The sequence below is a fragment of the Streptomyces sp. H27-H5 genome (genome assembly GCF_026627505.1).
Lineage (GTDB): Bacteria > Actinomycetota > Actinomycetes > Streptomycetales > Streptomycetaceae > Streptomyces.
Map to the genome: position 1 here is coordinate 1 of NZ_JAPNLK010000075.1, position 17,358 is coordinate 17,358.

The window sequence follows — 17,358 nt, forward strand, 5'->3', positions numbered from 1 at the left end:
GAACCCCAAGCCGTTCACTTGGACCAAGTCCGCCGACGAGATCTTCGAACGCCTCGCCGGCTACCTGAACCGCCTGCCAGAGCCCAAACCATAGTTATGAAGCGCTCCTGAGACTCGGGACACTAGATGTTCTGCGCCTACTCCTTGCACAGTGCGACCAGAACTCGCTCAGCGGTCGCAGGGATGCTGCAATCCTCGTCCTCGGCTATGGCCTTATGGGCAGACGATCAGAGCTGGCCGCCATCCAGCTCAGCCAGTTGACGCTCTCCGATGGCTGGGTGACCGTCTTCATTCCCATGTCCAAGACCGACACCGATGCGAAGGGCGAGGACGTTGACGTCCCGCGGGCCCTTGCACCGGACATCGACGCCGGCCGAGTCGTCGCCTCTTACATTGAGGGGCTCGCGGAGTTCGGCATCAGCAGCGGTCCCCTGCTTCGGGCCATCAACATCCACGGTCAGGTTGGCGAAGGCCTCAGAGGCGAGGCCGTCAATCAGATTGTGAAGAAGCTGGCCAAGGCCGCCAACCTCACGGACGCCGACCGAACCACTGCACATGGCCTCAGGGCGGGCGGCCCGACCGACGCCGCTGAACGCGGAGTGCCCGTCCCATTCATCGCGGAGCATGGACGCTGGAGCAAGAACTCCACCCAAGTCCTGGCCTACGTCCGACCTGCCGACAAGCGCCGCAACAACCCGCTGCTGCCGCGAGACACCCGCCAATAGTCAGACGTTAAGCGCTACAAGGAGGACGCATGAAGGTCATCATCGGCGGCAAGTGGGAGCTCGACCTGACGTCTCCTCCGCGCGTCGGCGAGCTCATCGCCACCACGACGGGAGGGGGGCGCGTCGCGGAAGTCGTCTGGCTCATGCCGGATGAGCACGACAATGAGGTACGTGTGCACGTCCAGCTGGAGAAGGGCGAGACGGCCACGCCCGCCTGATCCCCGCCCGAAGCCCGCCCCCGACATACGCGGGGCGGGCGTTCTGCTATCCGGAATCTTGCTCTGTCATGCGCTTACCACCCCAGGTCACGGCTCCTCGGCGCCTAACCGCCACACCGCCGGGATGCGCGCACGCGCCAGCCGGGTGAACCTGAAGGAGATCCCAACCCCTCACACACCAGGGATAGCCATGATCAAGAAGCTGCACGAGATGGGCATGCGAAGCGAGCACGCGTACATGGCAGCGTTCGCCTCGATCGGTCTTTCCATCGCCACGTGGGTGACGTCCCTCAAAGCCGAACCAGGTGCCGACATCGCCCGCGCCGACCGGTGGGGAATCTTCATTGGCGAGTGGGCCCCCACCTTCTTCGGGCTCGGCCTGGCCTTGTCCCACTACGAGCAGGCGGAAGGCACCCTCCTCGCCAGCGTCAGCGACATCCGCGAGGAGCGAGCGGCCATGTAGCACCTACGCCGGGGGCTCTTCGCTGTCAGTCCCGGCCGCTAGCCTGTTCGGTATCCCATTCAAGGATTGAGGCGGGCTGCCTCGCTGCACGAATCCGCCCCACCGGCCCCCCACGGGGACAGCGACCGGGGGGGCGGAGTGCTGTCAGGGGCGAGCCTTCGCGGCGCCGAGAACCCGGCGCGACCAGGCCTTTCCCGGTGCCGGGAAAGGTGGCGACTATCACTTTCGCGGAGCCGCGAAAGCGATCAGGCCGCCAGCTCCGCCGACTCCGACTCGGCACGCAGCGCCTCCGCCCACTCGACGACCAGCTGGTGATAGCGGTCCCGGACCTCGGGCGGCAGACTCCCACCCGCCCACAGCTGACGGATCTCGGCGTTGACGATCTCAGCGGATCGGATCATGCGGCTGATCCTACGAGGCGGCACCGACAATCGGTACGGGTCGGCCGCGGTCCCACAAGAACTCGGCGTGCTGGACGAACCGGTCGTACAGCCCGTCCTCGCCCAGCCTCCGCAGGTGCATGAGCGGGCTGTCGTGACCGAGGCCGTCGCCGATGTGCGGCGTGTACAGCAGCTGGTCGTCGAAGACGAAGACCGACTGGGAGAGATGCGCCGGCGAGTCACTGAGCCGGGCCTCCACGCCATCGACCGGGCCAACCTTGGCGAGATGCCCCAGCGTGATCCGGATACGGGTACTCACTGACAGCGGGTGCTGCTCCACCACCTCCCGGTCCCGGGTCATCTGCGAGTCCGGGTCGCCGAGAAGGAAGCGAATCGAGCAGCCGGCCGCCGCCTTCGCGCGCAACCGGTCGACGATCTTCGGGTGGTCCTGCCAGATGAAGTACGACGTGTACCCGGCCATGAGGATCGTCTCGCGGGCGCCGTCCAGAAGATCCGCCCACACCGCGGTCGGGCACTCGCTCCGGAATGGATACGCCCGGACGATCTCCCTGTCGGCGCCCAGCTTCAGATTCGACCTGACGGCCTGCGGCCACAACGAATCCGCGCTCACCTTCAGCACCTCTGCCACCCTCGTCTGCGTGTCGGTATGCGGCACCCTCTCGCCGGAGAGCCACCGGTCCACCGTCTTCCCCGCGACGCCGAGCTTACGAGCCAGGATCGACGGGGTCATCTCCGCGGCCACAATGGCAGCGCTGAGCGCGGCGCTCACGGATTCCTCCCAAGGTTGGCGCGGACGGGGGACGCGGCCGGGAAGTGTCTCAGGTGTCCGCGAATGGCACTGCAGGTGTCCCGGATGTCCAGGCAGAGTAAGCCACATGAAGCAGCCACCGCCCCCGGTCCCGCCGATCGCCTCCCTGTCCGCCGCGCAGGTTCGTGGTGCGGCGTGCGTCCACTGCGGGATCACCCTCGGCCCCGACGCCATCGACCTCGGCGAGCGGCAGGCGGGGCGCGCGGGCGAGACGGTGGCCTGGTATCCGCGGGCTTGTCGGATCCCGCACCCCTGACTCCCGCCCCTCCGGCAGCGGCGGCAGCGGGAGGGGCGGGTACCAGCCAGCGTTAGAAGGCGTTCACTTCAACAAACTTTCGGACGCCTGTTCGAGCCGACAGGCGCCAACTCGTGGGTAGAGCCTGACGGTTCGTGACGAATGTGCAGGTCATCGACAAGGTGCATCTGCATACCTCCGCGAACCCCCTGGCGGATGCACGGATGAGACAGGCAGACTGGGGCAATCGCAGGGAGTGGCCGGAAATGACTTTTCGGTCACGATCGCGATGTCAAGGCATGAGGTCCCGCGCCGGGAGGCGCAAAGCCGCAGCAATCCGGAAGAGGTGGCTGAGCTTGAGATCATTCTGGCCCAGCTCTGCCCGCTGCACTGTAGAGCGAGCGGTCCACCTCGGCGCAATGCGCCAATTCCTCTTGAGTCATTTCGGCCCCGACCCGGGCATCGCGAATCCTTAAGCCCACCCGCTGGCGGGCATGAAGGATCCAGTCTGGCCGATCTACGGGTCGCACCTACAAAAAACCGAACCGAAGATCATTAGAAGTCAGCAGTTATCTAGCCGCTTTGCTGACTTGATCCGATCGGGCGGCCGACAGAAACGGCCCCGATCCCGGAGATGACCACCGGCCGACCGCGGTACCCCCTCGGCGGCCGGCCGGTGGCAACAACTCCCCCAAGACGCCGGAGCCGGAGCGCGGTCCACCCCCCAAGGTGAGCGCTCCGGCTTCGGCTTTTCGAACACCCCCCACTCCCATGGGAGGCAGATGGGAGTTGATCAACGCGAGCAACCGCGAGGGTCCGCTAAGAACAGCGAGGATCCGCTAGGTAATTGACCCGTCTGCGCAGGTCAGAATCCTTGCCTGCAGGCCAGAGTCAGACCTTCGGCTGTTGCTGGGTGATGCAGTGGATACCGCCACCCCCGGCGAAAATCGTACGTGCGTCAACCAGTGTCACGGTCCGCTCGGGGAACAGACCCCGGAAGATCTCCGCGGCTTCCTCGTCGCGCGGGTCGTCGAAGGAGCAGAGCACCACGCCGTCGTTGCAGAGGTAGTGGTTGATGTACGAGTAGTCGACCCACTCGCCGTCCTCCTGCAGCACGGTCGGCGCCGGGATCTCCACGACCTCCAGCAGCCGGCCCCGCGCGTCGGTGGACGCGCGCAGGAGGGCGGCGATGGTCTTGCAGCGCTCGTGGTCGGGGTGGGCCGGGTCGGGCTGGCTGTGGACCATGACCACGCCGGGGCGGGCGAAGGCGGCGACGATGTCCACGTGGCCCTGGGTGCCGTAGGTGCCGTAGTCGCCGGCCAGGCCGTAGGGCAGCCAGATCGCCTTGGTCGTGCCGAGATGGGCGTGGATCTCCTCCTCCACCTGCCGGCGGTTCCAGTCGGGGTTGCGTCCGGCGCCGAGCTGCACGGTGTCGGTGAGCAGTACGGTGCCCTCGCCGTCCACGTGGACGGCGCCGCCCTCGTTGACCAGCGGGGTGCTGTAGGTGCGGGTGCCGGCCAGGTCGGAGACGTGGCGGGCGATCTTCTCGTCGTGGCCCCAGCGGGCCCACTCCTGGGCGCCCCAGCCGTTGAAGGTCCAGTCGACGGCGGCGAGCCCGCCGGCACCGTCGGTGACGAAGGTCGGGCCGATGTCCCGCATCCAGGCGTCGTCCAGCTCGCGCTCGACCAGCTCGACGTCGTCGCCGACGATCGCGCGGGCGCCCTGCGCGTCGCCCGGGGAGACGACGAGGGTCACCGGCTCGTACGCGCGCACGGCGCGGGCGACGGCTCCCCAGGCCTCGCGGGCCTCGGCGAGCTCCCTCTCTTCGGTGAAGGTCGGGTTGGGGCTCGGCCAGGCCATCCAGGTGCGCTCGTGGGGGGTCCACTCGGCGGGCATCCGGAATCCGTGGGCGGCGGGCTTGTCGGCAGCGTCAGTCATGGCGGGTCCTTACTGGCTTACAGGAAGTACAGGCGGTTGAGGGAGACCGAATCGGCCGCTTCGGAGCGCAGGGGCTCTCCGTCGAGGGAGACGAGTCCGCTGCGCGCGTCCACATCGACCGCGCCCACCCGGGAGTTGAGCAGGAGGTCCCGGGGGCCGATGCCGCGGGTGCCGCGGACGGCCACCCGGCGGCGGCGGGTCGGCATCTCGTCGGAGCCGAGCGCGGCGGCCGCCGCCGACACGAAGGCGACGGAGATGTCGGCCGCGGTGGCTCCGTACGAGCCGAACTGCGGTCCGAGGACGAGCGGTTCGCAGGTGTCGGTGGCCGCGTTGGGGTCGCCGGTGACGCCGTACGCGGGGAAGCCGGACTTGAGGACCAGTTGCGGCTTGGCGCCGAAGAACTGGGGGCGCCACAGCACGATGTCGGCGAGTTTGCCGACCTCGATGGAGCCGATCTCGTGGGCCAGGCCGTGGGCGATGGCCGGGTTGATGGTCAGCTTGGCCATGTAGCGCAGGACGCGGGCGTTGTCGTCGCCCTCGCCGTCGCCGTCGAGCGGGCCCAGTTCGCCCTTCATCTTCGCGGCCATGGCGAAGGTGCGCCGGATGGTCTCGCCCGCGCGGCCCATGCCCTGGGCGTCGGAGGAGGTGATGCCGATCGCGCCCAGGTCGTGCAGCACGTCCTCGGCGCCCATGGTGCCCGCCCGGATCCGGTCGCGGGCCATGGCCGCGTCGCCGGGGAGGTCCGGCTTGAGGTCGTGGACGGAGACGATCATGCCGTAGTGCTCGGCGACGGCGTCCCGACCGAAGGGCAGGGTCGGGTTGGTGGAGGAGCCGATGACGTTCGGCACGCCGGCCATCTTGAGCACGTTGGGCACGTGTCCGCCGCCGCAGCCCTCGATGTGGAAGGCGTGGATGGTGCGACCGTCCAGGACGCGCAGGGTGTCCTCGACGGAGAGGCACTCGTTCAGGCCGTCGCTGTGCAGGGCGACCTGGACGTCGTACTCCTCGGCGACCCGCAGGGCGGTGTCCAGGGCGCGGGTGTGGGCGCCCATGTCCTCGTGGACCTTGAAGCCACTGGCGCCGCCCTCGGCGAGGGCCTCGACCAGCGGGGCGGCGTCCGAGGAGGAGCCGCGGGCGAGGAAGCCGATGTTGACGGGCCAGGCGTCGAAGGCGTTGAAGGCGTGCTTGAGCGCCCAGGGGGAGTTGACGCCCACGCCCCAGACCGGGCCGAACTCCTGGCCGATGATCGTGGTGACGCCCGCGGCGAGCGAGGCCTCCATGATGCGCGGGGAGAGCAGGTGGACGTGGGTGTCCACGGCTCCGGCGGTGGCGATCATGCCCTCACCGGACACGATCGAGGTGCCGGTGCCGACGACCACGTCGACCCCGTCGAGGGTGTCGGGGTTGCCGGCGCGGCCGATCGCGTGGATGCGGCCCTCGCGGATGCCGATGGAGACCTTGCGGATGCCGAGGACGGCGTCGATGACCAGCACGTTGCTGATCACGACGTCGCAGGTCTCGCGGACGGCGGCGGCCTTGAGGTGCAGGCCGTCGCGGGCGGTCTTGCCGAAGCCGGCCAGGAACTCGTCGCCGGGCTTCTGCGCGTCGTGCTCGACGCGGACGGTCAGCCCGGAGTCGCCGAGGCGTACCCGGTCGCCGGCGCGGGGGCCGAAGACGGAGGCGTACTCGTGCGGGTCGATGTGGCGGCTGCCCGGCGCGCAGTGGTCGCTGTGCGGGGTCTGGCGGCTCATGCGGGGTCACCTTCCGGGTGGTCGTCGCCGCGTTCGGGGGCGCCGGGCCCCGGTGTGTCGGCCGGGGACGCCGGGGCGGCGGTCCCGCCGGCGCCGAGGTAGCCGCAGGCGACGGCGCGGCGCAGGGCCTCGTCCTTGGCTCCGGGGGCGTCGAGGGGGCCGTCGACCAGCCCGGCGAAACCGACGGCCACGCGGGCGCCGCCGATGGGGACCAGTCCGACCTCGGCCTCGCCGTGCGGGTCGAACCGTACGGAGGAGCCCGCGGGTACGCACAGCCGCATGCCGTAGGCCGCGGCGCGGTCGAAGTCGAGGCGCGGGTTGGCCTCGAAGAAGTGGAAGTGGGAGGTCACGCTGATCGGCACGGCGGCGGTGTTGCGCACGTGCAGGTGGATCGTGGGTTCCGGCTGGGGGGCGCCGGGGCCGGGCACGATCGCGCCGGGGGCGTCGTCGCCGAGGGGGACGGCGCCGCGGATGGGGCGCGAGACCACCGCGAGGCGGGAGCCGTCGTCGAAGACGGCTTCCACGTGGACCTCGGTGACCACGTCGGCGACGCCGGGCAGCACGTCGTCGGGGCCCAGCACGCTGCGGGCCTCCTCGATGGCCTCCGCCAGCCGCCTGCCGTCGCGGGCGGCCTCGCAGACCGTGTCCGCGATGAGCGCCGTGGCCTCGGGGACGTTGAGGCGCAGGCCCCGGGCCCGTCGGGCCCTGGCCAGTTCCGCGGCACTGCGGAGCAGCAGCCGGTCGCGCTCGGTTGGGGTCAGCCGCACGCCGATCCACCACCTTCGGAGTCAATGGATTAGAACATCACTCTAACTCTTCATTTCCCGGCAGTGAAGCATTGACCTGAGAGCAGGGACTGAGTCACATTGAATGTCGCTCAAACATTTGCGAACCACCCCCCGCCCTGCCAAGGGAGTTCCCCATGCCCATCGAACAGCGCGGAGTCGACACCATCCCGGAGGAGGAGCGGACGAGCGGTCCCCGCGACCTGATCTCGATCCTCCTCGGCTCCAACCTCTGCCTCGGTGTGATCGTCTTCGGCTGGCTGCCCCCGTCCTTCGGACTGGGGCTGTGGCCCTCGGTGACCGCGATCGTGACCGGCACCGTCGTCGGGATCGCCTTCACCGCCCCGCTGGCGCTGGTCTCCCTGCGCACCGCTACCAACCTGTCCACCTCCAGCGGGGCCCAGTTCGGCGTGCGCGGTCGGCTGGTCGGGTCCGTGGTGGGCCTGCTGCTCTCCCTCGGCTACACGGCGCTGACCCTGTGGATCGGCGGCGACGTGATGGTCGGCACCCTGTCCCGACTGACCGGGCTGCCGGACACCGGCGTCTCGCGCGCCGTGATGTACGGCGTACTGGCCGCCTGTACCGTCGTCGCGGCCGTGTTCGGCTACCGGCTCCTGCTGCGGATGAGCAAGATCCTGTCCGTCGCCATGGTGGTCCTGCTCGCCGTCGGCGTCTTCGCGTACGCCCCCGATTTCACCGCCGCCGCGCCGCCGGAGACCGCCTACCTCCTCGGCTCCTTCTGGCCGACCTGGTTGCTCGCCGCCGTCGCCGCCGGCCTCAGCGGCCCCGTCGCCTTCATCACCCTGCTCGGCGACTACACCCGCTACATCTCCCCCGCCCGGCACGACTCCCGCAAGGTGCTCCGATCCACCGCGCTCGGTCTCCTGGTCGGCCTGCTGGTCCCGCAGCTCTTCGGCACGTACACCGCCCTCGCCGCGCGGGCCGGCGCCGAGTACGCCGGCCCGCTGGTCGACGCCTCGCCGTTCTGGTACCTGGTCCCGCTGCTCGTCGCCGCCGCCGCGGGTTCCGTGGGCAACGCCGGGCTGATGCTCTACTCCATGGGCCTCGACCTGGACGCGATCGTGCCCCGGGCCACCCGTACGACCGCCACCCTGGTCGCGGCCGCCGTGGCCACCGCCTTCGTGTTCGTCGGCTCCTTCGAGTGGGACGTCCAATCCGCGATGACCTCGTTCGTACTGCTGCTCACCGCGCTCGGCACCCCCTGGGCGGTGATCACCCTGATCGGCTACGCCCGCTGTCGCGGCACGTACGACGCCGACGCCCTCCAGGTGTTCAACCGTCGCTCGGTGGGCGGGATCTACTGGTACCGAGGCGGTTGGAACGCGGCCGCCACCGCCTCGTGGGCGATCGGCGCGGGCGTCGGCCTGCTCGCCGTCACCACCCCCTTCTACGAGGGTCCGCTGTTGGCCCTGACGGGTGGCGTGGACTGTTCCTTCGTCCTGTCCGGCCTGGTCGGCGGCCTCGCCTACACGGCCCTCACCCGGCGGAAGGCGGCCGTCCCCGACGCCGCCGACGAGCCGGTCGCCGCCTAGTCCCCCCTGTACGGCGAGCGCCGGCCTAGCCCAGCGGGTGCATCCAGCCGTGGCGGTCGGCGGAGTGGCCGGTCTGGAGGTCGAGGAGCGCCTTGCGGAGCTTCATGGTGACCTCGCCGGGCTCGCCGGTGCCCTGCGTCCAGTTCGCGCGGCCGGACTTGACCGAGCCGACGGGGGTGATGACGGCCGCAGTGCCGCAGGCGAACACCTCGGTCAGGGTGCCGTTCTCGTTGTCGCGCTTCCAGTCCTCGGTGGTGATGCGGCCCTCCTCGGCGGTGTAGCCGAGGTCGCGGGCGATCGTGAGGAGGGAGTCGCGGGTGATGCCGGGCAGCAGCGAGCCGGTGAGCTCGGGGGTGACGATGCGGTCGCCGTACACGAAGTACAGGTTCATCCCGCCCATCTCCTCGATCCAGCGGTGCTCGACGGCGTCCAGCCAGACGACCTGGTCGCAGCCGTGCGAGGCGGCCTCGGCCTGGGCGACGAGGGAAGCCGCGTAGTTGCCGCCGGTCTTCGCCGCACCGGTGCCGCCCTTGACCGCGCGGACGTAGTCCTCGGACAGCCAGACGGAGACGGGCTTGACGCCACCGGGGAAGTAGGCGCCGGCGGGCGAGGCGATGACCATGAAGAGGAACTCGTTGGCCGGGCGGACGCCCAGACCGACCTCGGACGCGAACATGAACGGACGCAGGTACAGCGAGGCCTCGCCGGAGTCCGGGACCCAGGCGCGGTCCTGCCTGATGAGCGCGTCGCAGGCGGCGATGAACAGCTCCGAGGGCAGCTCGGGCATCGCCATGCGGCGGGCCGAGGCCTGGAAGCGGTCGGCGTTGGCCTCGGGGCGGAAGGTGGCGACGGTGCCGTCGGGCTGCTTGTAGGCCTTGAGTCCCTCGAAGATGGTCTGCGCGTAGTGCAGGGTCATGTTCGCCGGGTCCATCGACAGCGGCGCATACGGGACCAGCTCGGCGTCGTGCCAGCCGCGACCCTCGGTCCACTTGATCGTCACCATGTGGTCGGTGAAGTGGCGGCCGAAGCCGGGGCTGGCCAGGATCGCCTCGCGCTCCGCGTCGGACAGCGGGTTCGAGGAGGGCTTGAGCTCGATCGTGGGCGTCGTCATGAGTGCTTGTCCTTCACCGGTTTTGTAGGGCGGACCGCGCTCACGGCGTACTAGGACGTCCGAGCATCCCCGCATTCCGCGGCCTCGCGTTCGATTATCGCGCGCAGGGAGGCTTCGGTGAAACAGGGAGTTTGCGGCCCAGGGGAGATGGTGGCACCCGGGGCCGCACAGGAAAAGCCGCCGGGTGCGGTGTCGCGACCCGGCGGCTTCCTGAGACGGGGTTGCCGGGTCAGCCGGCTACTCGCGCGGCGAGGGCGTCGCCGATCGCCTCGGTGGAGCGGAAGGTGCCGTCGCGCTCGGCCAGGTCGGCGGAGACGGCGTCCTCGATGCGGGCGGCCTCGGCCTCGTGGCCGAGGTGGCGCAGCAGGAGGGCGACCGAGAGGATCGTCGCGGTCGGGTCCGCCTTGCCGGTGCCGGCGATGTCCGGGGCCGAGCCGTGGACGGGCTCGAACATGGACGGGAAGGCGCCGGTCGGGTTGATGTTCCCGGAGGCGGCCAGGCCGATTCCGCCGGTGACGGCGGCGGCCAGGTCGGTGAGGATGTCACCGAAGAGGTTGTCCGTGACGATGACGTCGAACCGATCGGGCTGCGTGACGAAGAAGATCGTCGCGGCGTCGACGTGCAGGTAGTCGGTGGTGACCTCGGGGTACTCCTGGCCGACCTTGTCGAAGATGTTCTTCCACAGGTGACCCGCGTACACGAGGACGTTGTTCTTGTGGACCAGCGTCAGCTTCTTGCGGGGGCGGGCGTCGGCCCGCGCGTAGGCGTCACGGACCACGCGCTCGACGCCGTACGCGGTGTTGAGGCTGACCTCGGTCGCCACTTCCGCGGGGGTGCCGGTGCGCAGCGAGCCGCCGTTGCCGGTGTACGGGCCCTCGGTGCCCTCGCGGACCACGACGAAGTCGATCTCCGGGCGGCCGGCGAGCGGGGTGGCCGTGTTGGGGAAGAGCTTCGACGGGCGCAGGTTGACGAAGTGGTCGAAGGCGAAGCGGAGCTTCAGCAGCAGACCGCGTTCCAGGACGCCGGACGGGACCGAGGGGTCGCCGATGGCGCCCAGCAGGATCGCGTCGTGGTGCTTCAGCGCTTCGAGTTCCGCGTCCGGGAGGGTCTCACCGGTGCGGTGCCAGCGCCGGGCGCCGAGGTCGTACTCCTTGGTCTCCAGCTTCACATCCTGAGGCAGGACCGCGGTAAGGACCTTGAGGCCCTGAGCCACGACTTCCTGGCCGATGCCATCACCGGGGATCACTGCGAGATTGATGCTGGTCGACATGGGAAAACCGTACTCCCTGTCCCAGCCCTCAGACATATTGCGTCCACCATGTGGACGATGGTGAACGCAACATGTCCCGGGCCCGGGCGTGTCCGGAGGGCCGCCCACGAGGGGCGGCCGGTGGGCTCAGTGGCCGGTCGAGCCGCCGTTGTCGCGGCGGTCCAGGGCTCGCTGGAGGGCGGCGGCGGCGTTCTTGCGGTCCGCCTCGGCCTGGGAGGAGTGGCGGACGCGGCGGACTGCGGGGGTGTGACGGGTCATGGTGATCGACTCCTTGAGATCACGGCGTGGCGGGGCCACGGATGAGGGGTTCCTTCAAGGCGCCGGAAGAGGCGGGGAGCGGTGCGCCGCAGGGGTTGCCTGCCAGGGGCGCGCGCTCTCGACCGCCATTCGCCGGATCGGCGAGACGTTCGGCTTCTACAAAGCTAGGCCAGGTCCCGCTGTATGTCTCCGCAATTACTCGGACTTCCTACTATCTGAGACGGCAATGCCCCGGGAAGGCCCCCGGACGGGCCGCCCCGAGGGTCCGTTTCACCCCTTGTTCGCGCGAAGTTCCCTGATCAGGGACCTGACGGCGAGAGTGGAGGCGGATTCCGCCGTCGTGACGTATCCCACGCGTCTCATGGGCCGTTCGGGGCCCAGATCGGTGATCTCGACGGCGTCGGTGGCCTCGCCCAGCGACAGTTCGGGCAGGATCGCCATCCCCAGCCCCCTGCCGACCATCGTCAGCACCATCGCGTCGTCCTCGGCCTTGACGGTGGCCCGCGGGATCCAGTCCTGGGCCCGCCACCACGCGCGGGTGTACGAGCCGCAGTTCTCGTCCCAGTCCAGCAGGGGCAGCGACCTCGGGTCCGGGTGGCCGGCGGGGTGGACCAGGGCGTACGCCTCCCGCACCAGTTCACCGGTCAGCAGCTCGGGCCGGGCGTCCGCCCCCGCGCCCAGGGTGGCGATGCCCAGGTCGGCGCGCCCGGCCAGCACCTCCCCCGCCGCCCCCGCGCCGATCTCGCGCACCACCCGCACCTCGGGCCGGATGTCGGGGTGCAGGGCCGCCAGGCGCTCCAGCGCGGGGGGCAGCAGGTGCAGGGCCGCGCTGCGGAAGGCGGCGATGCGCAGCGTCCCTTCCACCGCGCCCCGGCCGGCGCCGCGGGCCTCCGCGCCCAGCACCTCGTACAGCCGCAGGATGCGCCGGGCGAGGGCGACGGCCCGCTCCCCCGCCGGGGTCGGCGAGGCTCCCGATCGTCCGCGCTCGAACAGCACCGCGCCCACCTTGGTCTCGCTGCCGCGCACCGAGTGCGAGACGGCGGACTGGCCGATCCCCAGGGCGGCGGCCGCGGCGGAGAAGCCGCCGGTGTCGGCGACGGCGACCAGGACGCGCAGTTCCTGGGGGGCGAGTTCGGTCGAGCCCGTGGCCATGGGTGCTCCCACCTCGTCGTATGAGCGCCATTCATGGATGTGCGCCTTCCATGAGCGCAACCCCCTGCCCGGGCCCGGGATTCCTTCCTAGCGTGATCGCCATGACCACCGACACGGCCTTCGCCGTCCACCAGATCGCCCGCCCCTCCGGCTTCCCGACGGCCGCCGCGTTCACCCTCGCGGAGGGCCCCGTCCCCTCCCCCGCCCCCGGCACCGCCCTGGTGGAGAACCTGCTGCTCTCGGTGGACCCGTACCACCGGGGCCTGATGGACGGCGGGGAGGGCGGCTTCGAGCTGAACTCCCCGTTGGAGGGCCGTGCGGTGGGTCGGGTGATCGCCTCGCGGGATCCCGGGCTGGCCGAGGGCGACCTGGTCTTCCACCGGGCGGGCTGGCGCACGCACACCCTCGTCACCCTCGGTGTGGACGGCACCCGTACGCTGCGCGGCCACGAGGGCGTCCCACTGGAGGCGTACCTGAGCATCCTCGGCGGCACCGGACTGACCGCGTACGCGGCGCTCACCCGTACCGCGGCGCTGCGCGAGGGGGAGGACCTGTTCGTGTCCGCCGCCGCGGGCGGGGTCGGCACCGCGACCGGGCACATCGCCCGGCTGCTCGGCGCCCGGCGGATCGTGGGCAGCGCGGGCTCCCCCGCCAAGGTGCGCCGGCTCACCGAGGTGCTGGGTTTCGACGCGGCCTTCGACTACCACGACGGCCCGGTCGGCGAGCAGTTGACGAAGGCGGCCCCGGACGGGATCGACGTGTACGTGGACAACGTGGGCGGCGACCACCTGGAGGGTGCGATCGGCGCGCTGCGCGAGTACGGGCGGATCGCGTGGGTCGGGGGGATCTCGATGTACAACGGCGACCGGTCGCCCGCCGCTCCCCGCAATCTCTTCGAGGTCGTACACAAGTCGCTCCGCCTGGAAGGGGTATTGGTTCGCCATCACACCAATCTGCAGGAGGAGCTGGAGGACTTCCTGGTCCCGCACCTGCGCAGCGGCCGGGTGAGCACCGACACCACCGTTGTCCAGGGCATCGACCGGACGGTGGACGCTTTCCTGGGGGTGCTGCGCGGGGACAATCTGGGCAAGATGCTGGTCCGGCTCGGGGACTGATTCCGGCCACCCGTAAGTTCACCGAACTCTTACCGCACGGATGTAGACCTTTGGCGCGGGTCCGGCCACCCTTGCGCTCAATGTGCCGACGGGGCACGCGAGTTGGAGGCGAGCAGTCAGTGACACCGATCAGCCGCAGGGGTTTCGTGGGAATCGGCGCCGGACTGGTGGCGGGCGCCGGCCTGCCCGCGGTCACCGCGACCTCGGCGGCCGCGGCCGCCGCGACCGGCACGATCACCGACGTGAAGCACGTGGTGATCCTCATGCAGGAGAACCGCAGCTTCGACCACTACTTCGGCAGGCTGAAGGGCGTCCGCGGCTTCGGCGACCGTGCCGCCGGGAACCTCCCGGGCGGCTGGGGCATGTTCAACCAGCCGAACTGGGGCGGCCGTCAGTACCCGTGGAAACTCAGCGCCACCCCGCCGGCGGGCGGGGTGGACGGCGCGACCCTCGCCCAGTGCACCGGCGACCTCCCGCACAGTTGGACCTCGCAGCACGCGGCCTGGAACAAGGGCCGGATGGACAACTTCGTCACCGGTGTCGGCAACACCCGCACCCTCGGTCACCTCGACCGGGGTGACATTCCCTTCCACTACGGGCTCGCCGACCACTACACGGTCTGCGACGCGTACTTCTGCTCCGCCCTCAGCGCCACCGGCCCCAACCGCACCTTCCTGTGGAGCGGCAAGGTCGACGCGAGCAGCAAGGACGGCGGCGACGAGTCCGGGCTGACCTGGGAGACGTACGCGGAGGCGCTCCAGCGGGCCGGGATGAGCTGGAAGGTCTACCAGAACGCCCAGGACAACTACGGGGACAACGGCCTGGCCTACTTCAAAAAGTTCACCGACGCGGCCCCCGGCAACCCGCTGTGGGACCGCGGCATGGGCTCCGTCCCCAAGGTCACCGGCTCCACCCCGGACGACATCGCGGCCGCGATCCGCGCCGACGTCGTCGCCGGGACCCTCCCGCAGGTGTCCTGGGTCGTGGCGAGCGAGGCCTTCTCCGAGCACCCGTACGCGCCGCCCGGTGACGGCGCGCACTTCGTGGACCTGGTCTACCGGGCCCTCGCCGCGAACCCGGAGGTCTTCGACTCCACCATCCTCTTCCTCAACTACGACGAGAACGACGGGTTCTTCGATCACGTGCCGCCGCCCGTCGCACCACCCGGCACGCCCGACGAGTACCTCGACGGCCTGCCGATCGGGCTGGGCTTCCGCGTCCCGATGCTCGTGATGTCCCCGTGGACCCGGGGCGGCTGGGTCAGTTCCGAGGTCTTCGACCACACCTCGGTGCTGCGGTTCATGGAGACCTGGACGACGGCCCTCGGCACCCCCGCGACCTGTCCGAACATCAGCGCCTGGCGCCGCAGGGTGGTGGGCGACCTGACCGGCGTCTTCGACTTCGCGCACCCCGTCCACGGCGTTCCCGCCGGCCTGCCCTCGACCGCGAAGGTCATCGGCCAGGCCACCTGCGCCCCGCTGCCCAACCCCGCCCCGCAGGACAACGCGCTCCCGACGCAGGAGCCCGGCACCCGCCCGGCGCGCGCCCTGCCGTACCAGGTGAACGGCAACCTGGACCGCTTCGAGTTCGGGGCCGCCGGGAAGATCCTGGCCTGGTTCTCGATGTCCAACCTGGGCGCGCACGCGAAGCGGCCCGCGCACTTCTCGATCCACCCGCACCAGCACCGGGACACGACGCCCTGGCAGTACACGGTGGACGCGGGCGCCACCTCGACGGACTACTTCAGCGTCGGCCTCGGCAGCGGCTCCGGCAAGTACGACATCTCGATGCACGGGCCGAACCGTTTCCTGCGCCGCTTCATCGGCGACGCGTCGAAGGCGGGCAAGGCGATCGAGGTCGCGGCGCGCTTCGCGGTGGAGCCGGGCACGGGAAAGACCGCCGTGTACTTCAAGATGACCAACACCTCCGCGGCGGCGGTCACCTTCACGATCCGTTCCGACGCCTACCGCACGGACGGCCCGTGGACGTACAAGGTGCCGGCGAACTCCTCGCGCGAGGATTTCTTCAACGCCGTCGCCTACAACGGCGGTTGGTACGACTTCACGATCCTGGCCGACTCCGACGGCACCTGGTCGCGCCGCTACACGGGCCACATCGAGTACGGGTCGCCGAGCGTCTCGGGCTGAGCGGCCCTGACCGACGAGATCCGAAGGAGACGGACTAGGCCCTGTCGTCAAAGTGGGGCCAGGCGCCACTGTGACGACAGGTCCTAGAGCACGTCCCCGTTGCGCCAGTCGAAGTCGAGCCGCCCGGTGGGGTCCAACAGGGCCCCGCCGGGCGGCGCCCAGAGGTACGTGGAGCCCTCCTCCTCGGCGAGTCGCCGCGGTCCGGCCGGGCCGAGCACGCCGATCCGACCGCCCCAGACCCGCCAGCCGCGCCCCGCGTACAGGGCGGCGCCGTCCTCGGAGGCGGACAGCGCGCCCAGCTCGTAGGCCCGCCCGATCACACCCTCCAGTTCGGCCATGACCCGTCCGGCGAGACCGCGGCGGCGCCGGTCGGAGCGTACGGCCACCGCCTCGACGTACCCGGTCCGCAGGGCCCGGCCGGCGTGCACGACCCGGCGTTGCACCACACTGCCGTGCGCGACCAGCACGCCGTCCTCCCGCACCAGCACGTGCATCCCGCCGAGCGCGTGCTCGAAGTCCTCGTCGGCGAAGTCCCCGTCGAACGCCCCGTCCAGCAGCGCCCGGATCTCGCCGAACTCCGCCGTGCCCAGTTCGCCGGTGTGCCGCAGGAGGGTGCCGTCGCTCGTGTTCGCCGTCATCCGGCGACGGTACCAACGCCCCGGAGCCGACCGGTGAGCCTCTCCAGCGTGCCCGCGTCGAGTCCGGCGTCGAGCAGGTAGGCCCGTGCGTCCAACCGCTCGGCGGTCTGCCGGGCCAGCGCGTGGACGGTCGTGCCGAGCCCGGCGACGTACGTCTCGATCTCCGCGTCGTCGTACGGTCGGCCGCGCGCGGCGTACCCGGCCCGTACCCGGGACTCGCTCAGCCCGTGGTCGACGGCGATCTCCCGCGGGCTCGCCCCGGCGAGCCGGAGCAGGACGAGGGCGATGATCCCGGTGCGGTCCCGGCCCAGACCGCAGTGGAAGGCGACCCCGCCGGGCGGGGCGTCGGCGATCGCACGGGCCACGGCGGCGACGCGGTCGGGGAACCGCTCCAGGAAAGGCTGGAAATACGCGGGGGTGCCGAAACCGGGGGTCCCCCACCACACGTCCCAGAAGTCCCGGTGTTCGAGCCCGTCCAGGGGTATCCGCACCGTGGTCAGGAGGTCGGGACGGGGCGCGCGGTCCCCTTCCACCTCGTCGTCATTGCGCAGGTCGAGGACGGTCCGCACGCCGTGGGCGACGACGGTGGTCCAGCCCTGCCCGGTGAGCCGGTCGAGCCGGTCCGCGCGCACGGCCGCCCCCGGCACGACCTGCCCCACACCTCCCAGGTCACGCGCGTTGAAACACCCGTCCCACTCCAGAAATCGACCGGCCTGCGCCATGTTCATAGCCCCCCTGTCAGTACACATCGGACAGTGACTGATGACGCGACCCTGGCGGCGGGCGGTTC

18 protein-coding genes are annotated in these 17,358 nt (G+C 70.6%); 7 read left to right on the top strand and 11 right to left on the bottom strand.

Annotation, left to right across the window (positions count from 1 at the left end; translation table 11 throughout):
• Positions 1–131: 131 nt before the first annotated feature.
• From OTB19_RS30270 to OTB19_RS30280, 3 genes are all read left to right on the top strand, one after another.
• On the top strand, positions 132–725 hold the full coding sequence (locus OTB19_RS30270) for a tyrosine-type recombinase/integrase (protein WP_267801835.1): 594 nt from the start codon (positions 132–134) through the stop codon (positions 723–725).
• A gap of 29 nt (positions 726–754) precedes the next feature.
• Positions 755–943, top strand: coding sequence for a hypothetical protein (locus OTB19_RS30275; RefSeq protein WP_267801795.1), 189 nt, complete (start codon positions 755–757; stop codon positions 941–943).
• Positions 944–1,133: 190 nt separating this feature from the next.
• Positions 1,134–1,406, top strand: a complete 273-nt coding sequence (locus tag OTB19_RS30280; protein ID WP_267801398.1) for a hypothetical protein — start codon at positions 1,134–1,136, stop codon at positions 1,404–1,406.
• A gap of 245 nt (positions 1,407–1,651) precedes the next feature.
• Here OTB19_RS30280 and OTB19_RS30285 read toward each other — a convergent pair whose 3' ends face one another.
• Together OTB19_RS30285 and OTB19_RS30290 are read right to left on the bottom strand one after the other, a co-directional pair.
• Complete coding sequence (locus OTB19_RS30285; protein ID WP_267801797.1) at positions 1,652–1,807, bottom strand: hypothetical protein; 156 nt, start codon at positions 1,805–1,807, stop codon at positions 1,652–1,654.
• A 10-nt stretch (positions 1,808–1,817) separates the two neighbouring features.
• Complete coding sequence (locus OTB19_RS30290) at positions 1,818–2,576, bottom strand: XRE family transcriptional regulator (RefSeq protein ID WP_267801798.1); 759 nt, start codon at positions 2,574–2,576, stop codon at positions 1,818–1,820.
• A 106-nt stretch (positions 2,577–2,682) separates the two neighbouring features.
• Between OTB19_RS30290 and OTB19_RS30295 the strand changes: the two genes are divergently transcribed.
• Positions 2,683–2,871, top strand: coding sequence for a hypothetical protein (locus tag OTB19_RS30295; RefSeq protein ID WP_267801799.1), 189 nt, complete (start codon positions 2,683–2,685; stop codon positions 2,869–2,871).
• 870 nt (positions 2,872–3,741) lie between these two features.
• Here the strand turns inward: OTB19_RS30295 and OTB19_RS30300 are convergent.
• Genes OTB19_RS30300 through ureA form a run of 3 tightly spaced genes read right to left on the bottom strand, consistent with a single transcriptional unit; the run spans position 3,742 to position 7,306 of the window.
• Entirely contained in the window at positions 3,742–4,788 is a 1,047-nt protein-coding gene (locus tag OTB19_RS30300; RefSeq protein WP_267801801.1) for an agmatine deiminase family protein, read from the bottom strand.
• A gap of 17 nt (positions 4,789–4,805) precedes the next feature.
• The gene (locus OTB19_RS30305) at positions 4,806–6,539 is read right to left on the bottom strand and encodes an urease subunit alpha (protein WP_267801803.1); all 1,734 of its coding nucleotides are present in this window, start codon (positions 6,537–6,539) and stop codon (positions 4,806–4,808) included.
• Positions 6,536–7,306 carry an urease subunit gamma gene (gene ureA / locus OTB19_RS30310; protein ID WP_267801805.1) on the bottom strand — a complete coding sequence of 257 codons (771 nt, stop codon included), beginning with the start codon at positions 7,304–7,306 and terminating at the stop codon, positions 6,536–6,538. The genes OTB19_RS30305 and ureA overlap by 4 nt, the downstream gene beginning before the upstream one ends.
• Before the next feature lie 155 nt (positions 7,307–7,461).
• On the opposite strand from ureA, the gene OTB19_RS30315 reads away from it, so the two are divergent.
• Positions 7,462–8,877 carry a cytosine permease gene (locus OTB19_RS30315; protein WP_267801806.1) on the top strand — a complete coding sequence of 472 codons (1,416 nt, stop codon included), beginning with the start codon at positions 7,462–7,464 and terminating at the stop codon, positions 8,875–8,877.
• A 25-nt stretch (positions 8,878–8,902) separates the two neighbouring features.
• Here the strand turns inward: OTB19_RS30315 and OTB19_RS30320 are convergent, their stop codons facing one another.
• From OTB19_RS30320 to OTB19_RS30335, 4 genes are all read right to left on the bottom strand, one after another.
• On the bottom strand, positions 8,903–9,988 hold the full coding sequence (locus OTB19_RS30320; RefSeq protein ID WP_267801808.1) for a branched-chain amino acid aminotransferase: 1,086 nt from the start codon (positions 9,986–9,988) through the stop codon (positions 8,903–8,905).
• Positions 9,989–10,217: 229 nt separating this feature from the next.
• Complete coding sequence (locus tag OTB19_RS30325) at positions 10,218–11,258, bottom strand: 3-isopropylmalate dehydrogenase (protein ID WP_267801810.1); 1,041 nt, start codon at positions 11,256–11,258, stop codon at positions 10,218–10,220.
• 126 nt (positions 11,259–11,384) lie between these two features.
• Positions 11,385–11,516: a hypothetical protein gene (locus tag OTB19_RS30330; protein ID WP_266950054.1), complete on the bottom strand. Its 132-nt coding sequence runs from the start codon at positions 11,514–11,516 to the stop codon at positions 11,385–11,387.
• Between the two features lie 270 nt (positions 11,517–11,786).
• Entirely contained in the window at positions 11,787–12,668 is an 882-nt protein-coding gene (locus tag OTB19_RS30335; protein ID WP_267801812.1) for a LysR family transcriptional regulator, read from the bottom strand.
• A gap of 101 nt (positions 12,669–12,769) precedes the next feature.
• On the opposite strand from OTB19_RS30335, the gene OTB19_RS30340 reads away from it, so the two are divergent.
• Both OTB19_RS30340 and OTB19_RS30345 read left to right on the top strand, forming a co-directional pair.
• The gene (locus tag OTB19_RS30340; protein WP_267801814.1) at positions 12,770–13,783 is read left to right on the top strand and encodes an NADP-dependent oxidoreductase; all 1,014 of its coding nucleotides are present in this window, start codon (positions 12,770–12,772) and stop codon (positions 13,781–13,783) included.
• 119 nt (positions 13,784–13,902) lie between these two features.
• Complete coding sequence (locus OTB19_RS30345) at positions 13,903–15,930, top strand: phosphocholine-specific phospholipase C (RefSeq protein ID WP_267801816.1); 2,028 nt, start codon at positions 13,903–13,905, stop codon at positions 15,928–15,930.
• 83 nt (positions 15,931–16,013) lie between these two features.
• On the opposite strand, the gene OTB19_RS30350 is transcribed toward OTB19_RS30345, so the two are convergent.
• Both OTB19_RS30350 and OTB19_RS30355 read right to left on the bottom strand, forming a co-directional pair.
• Positions 16,014–16,568, bottom strand: coding sequence for a GNAT family N-acetyltransferase (locus OTB19_RS30350; protein ID WP_267801818.1), 555 nt, complete (start codon positions 16,566–16,568; stop codon positions 16,014–16,016).
• The gene (locus tag OTB19_RS30355) at positions 16,565–17,296 is read right to left on the bottom strand and encodes a tyrosine-protein phosphatase (protein ID WP_267801820.1); all 732 of its coding nucleotides are present in this window, start codon (positions 17,294–17,296) and stop codon (positions 16,565–16,567) included. The genes OTB19_RS30350 and OTB19_RS30355 overlap by 4 nt, the downstream gene beginning before the upstream one ends.
• Positions 17,297–17,358 lie beyond the last annotated feature (62 nt).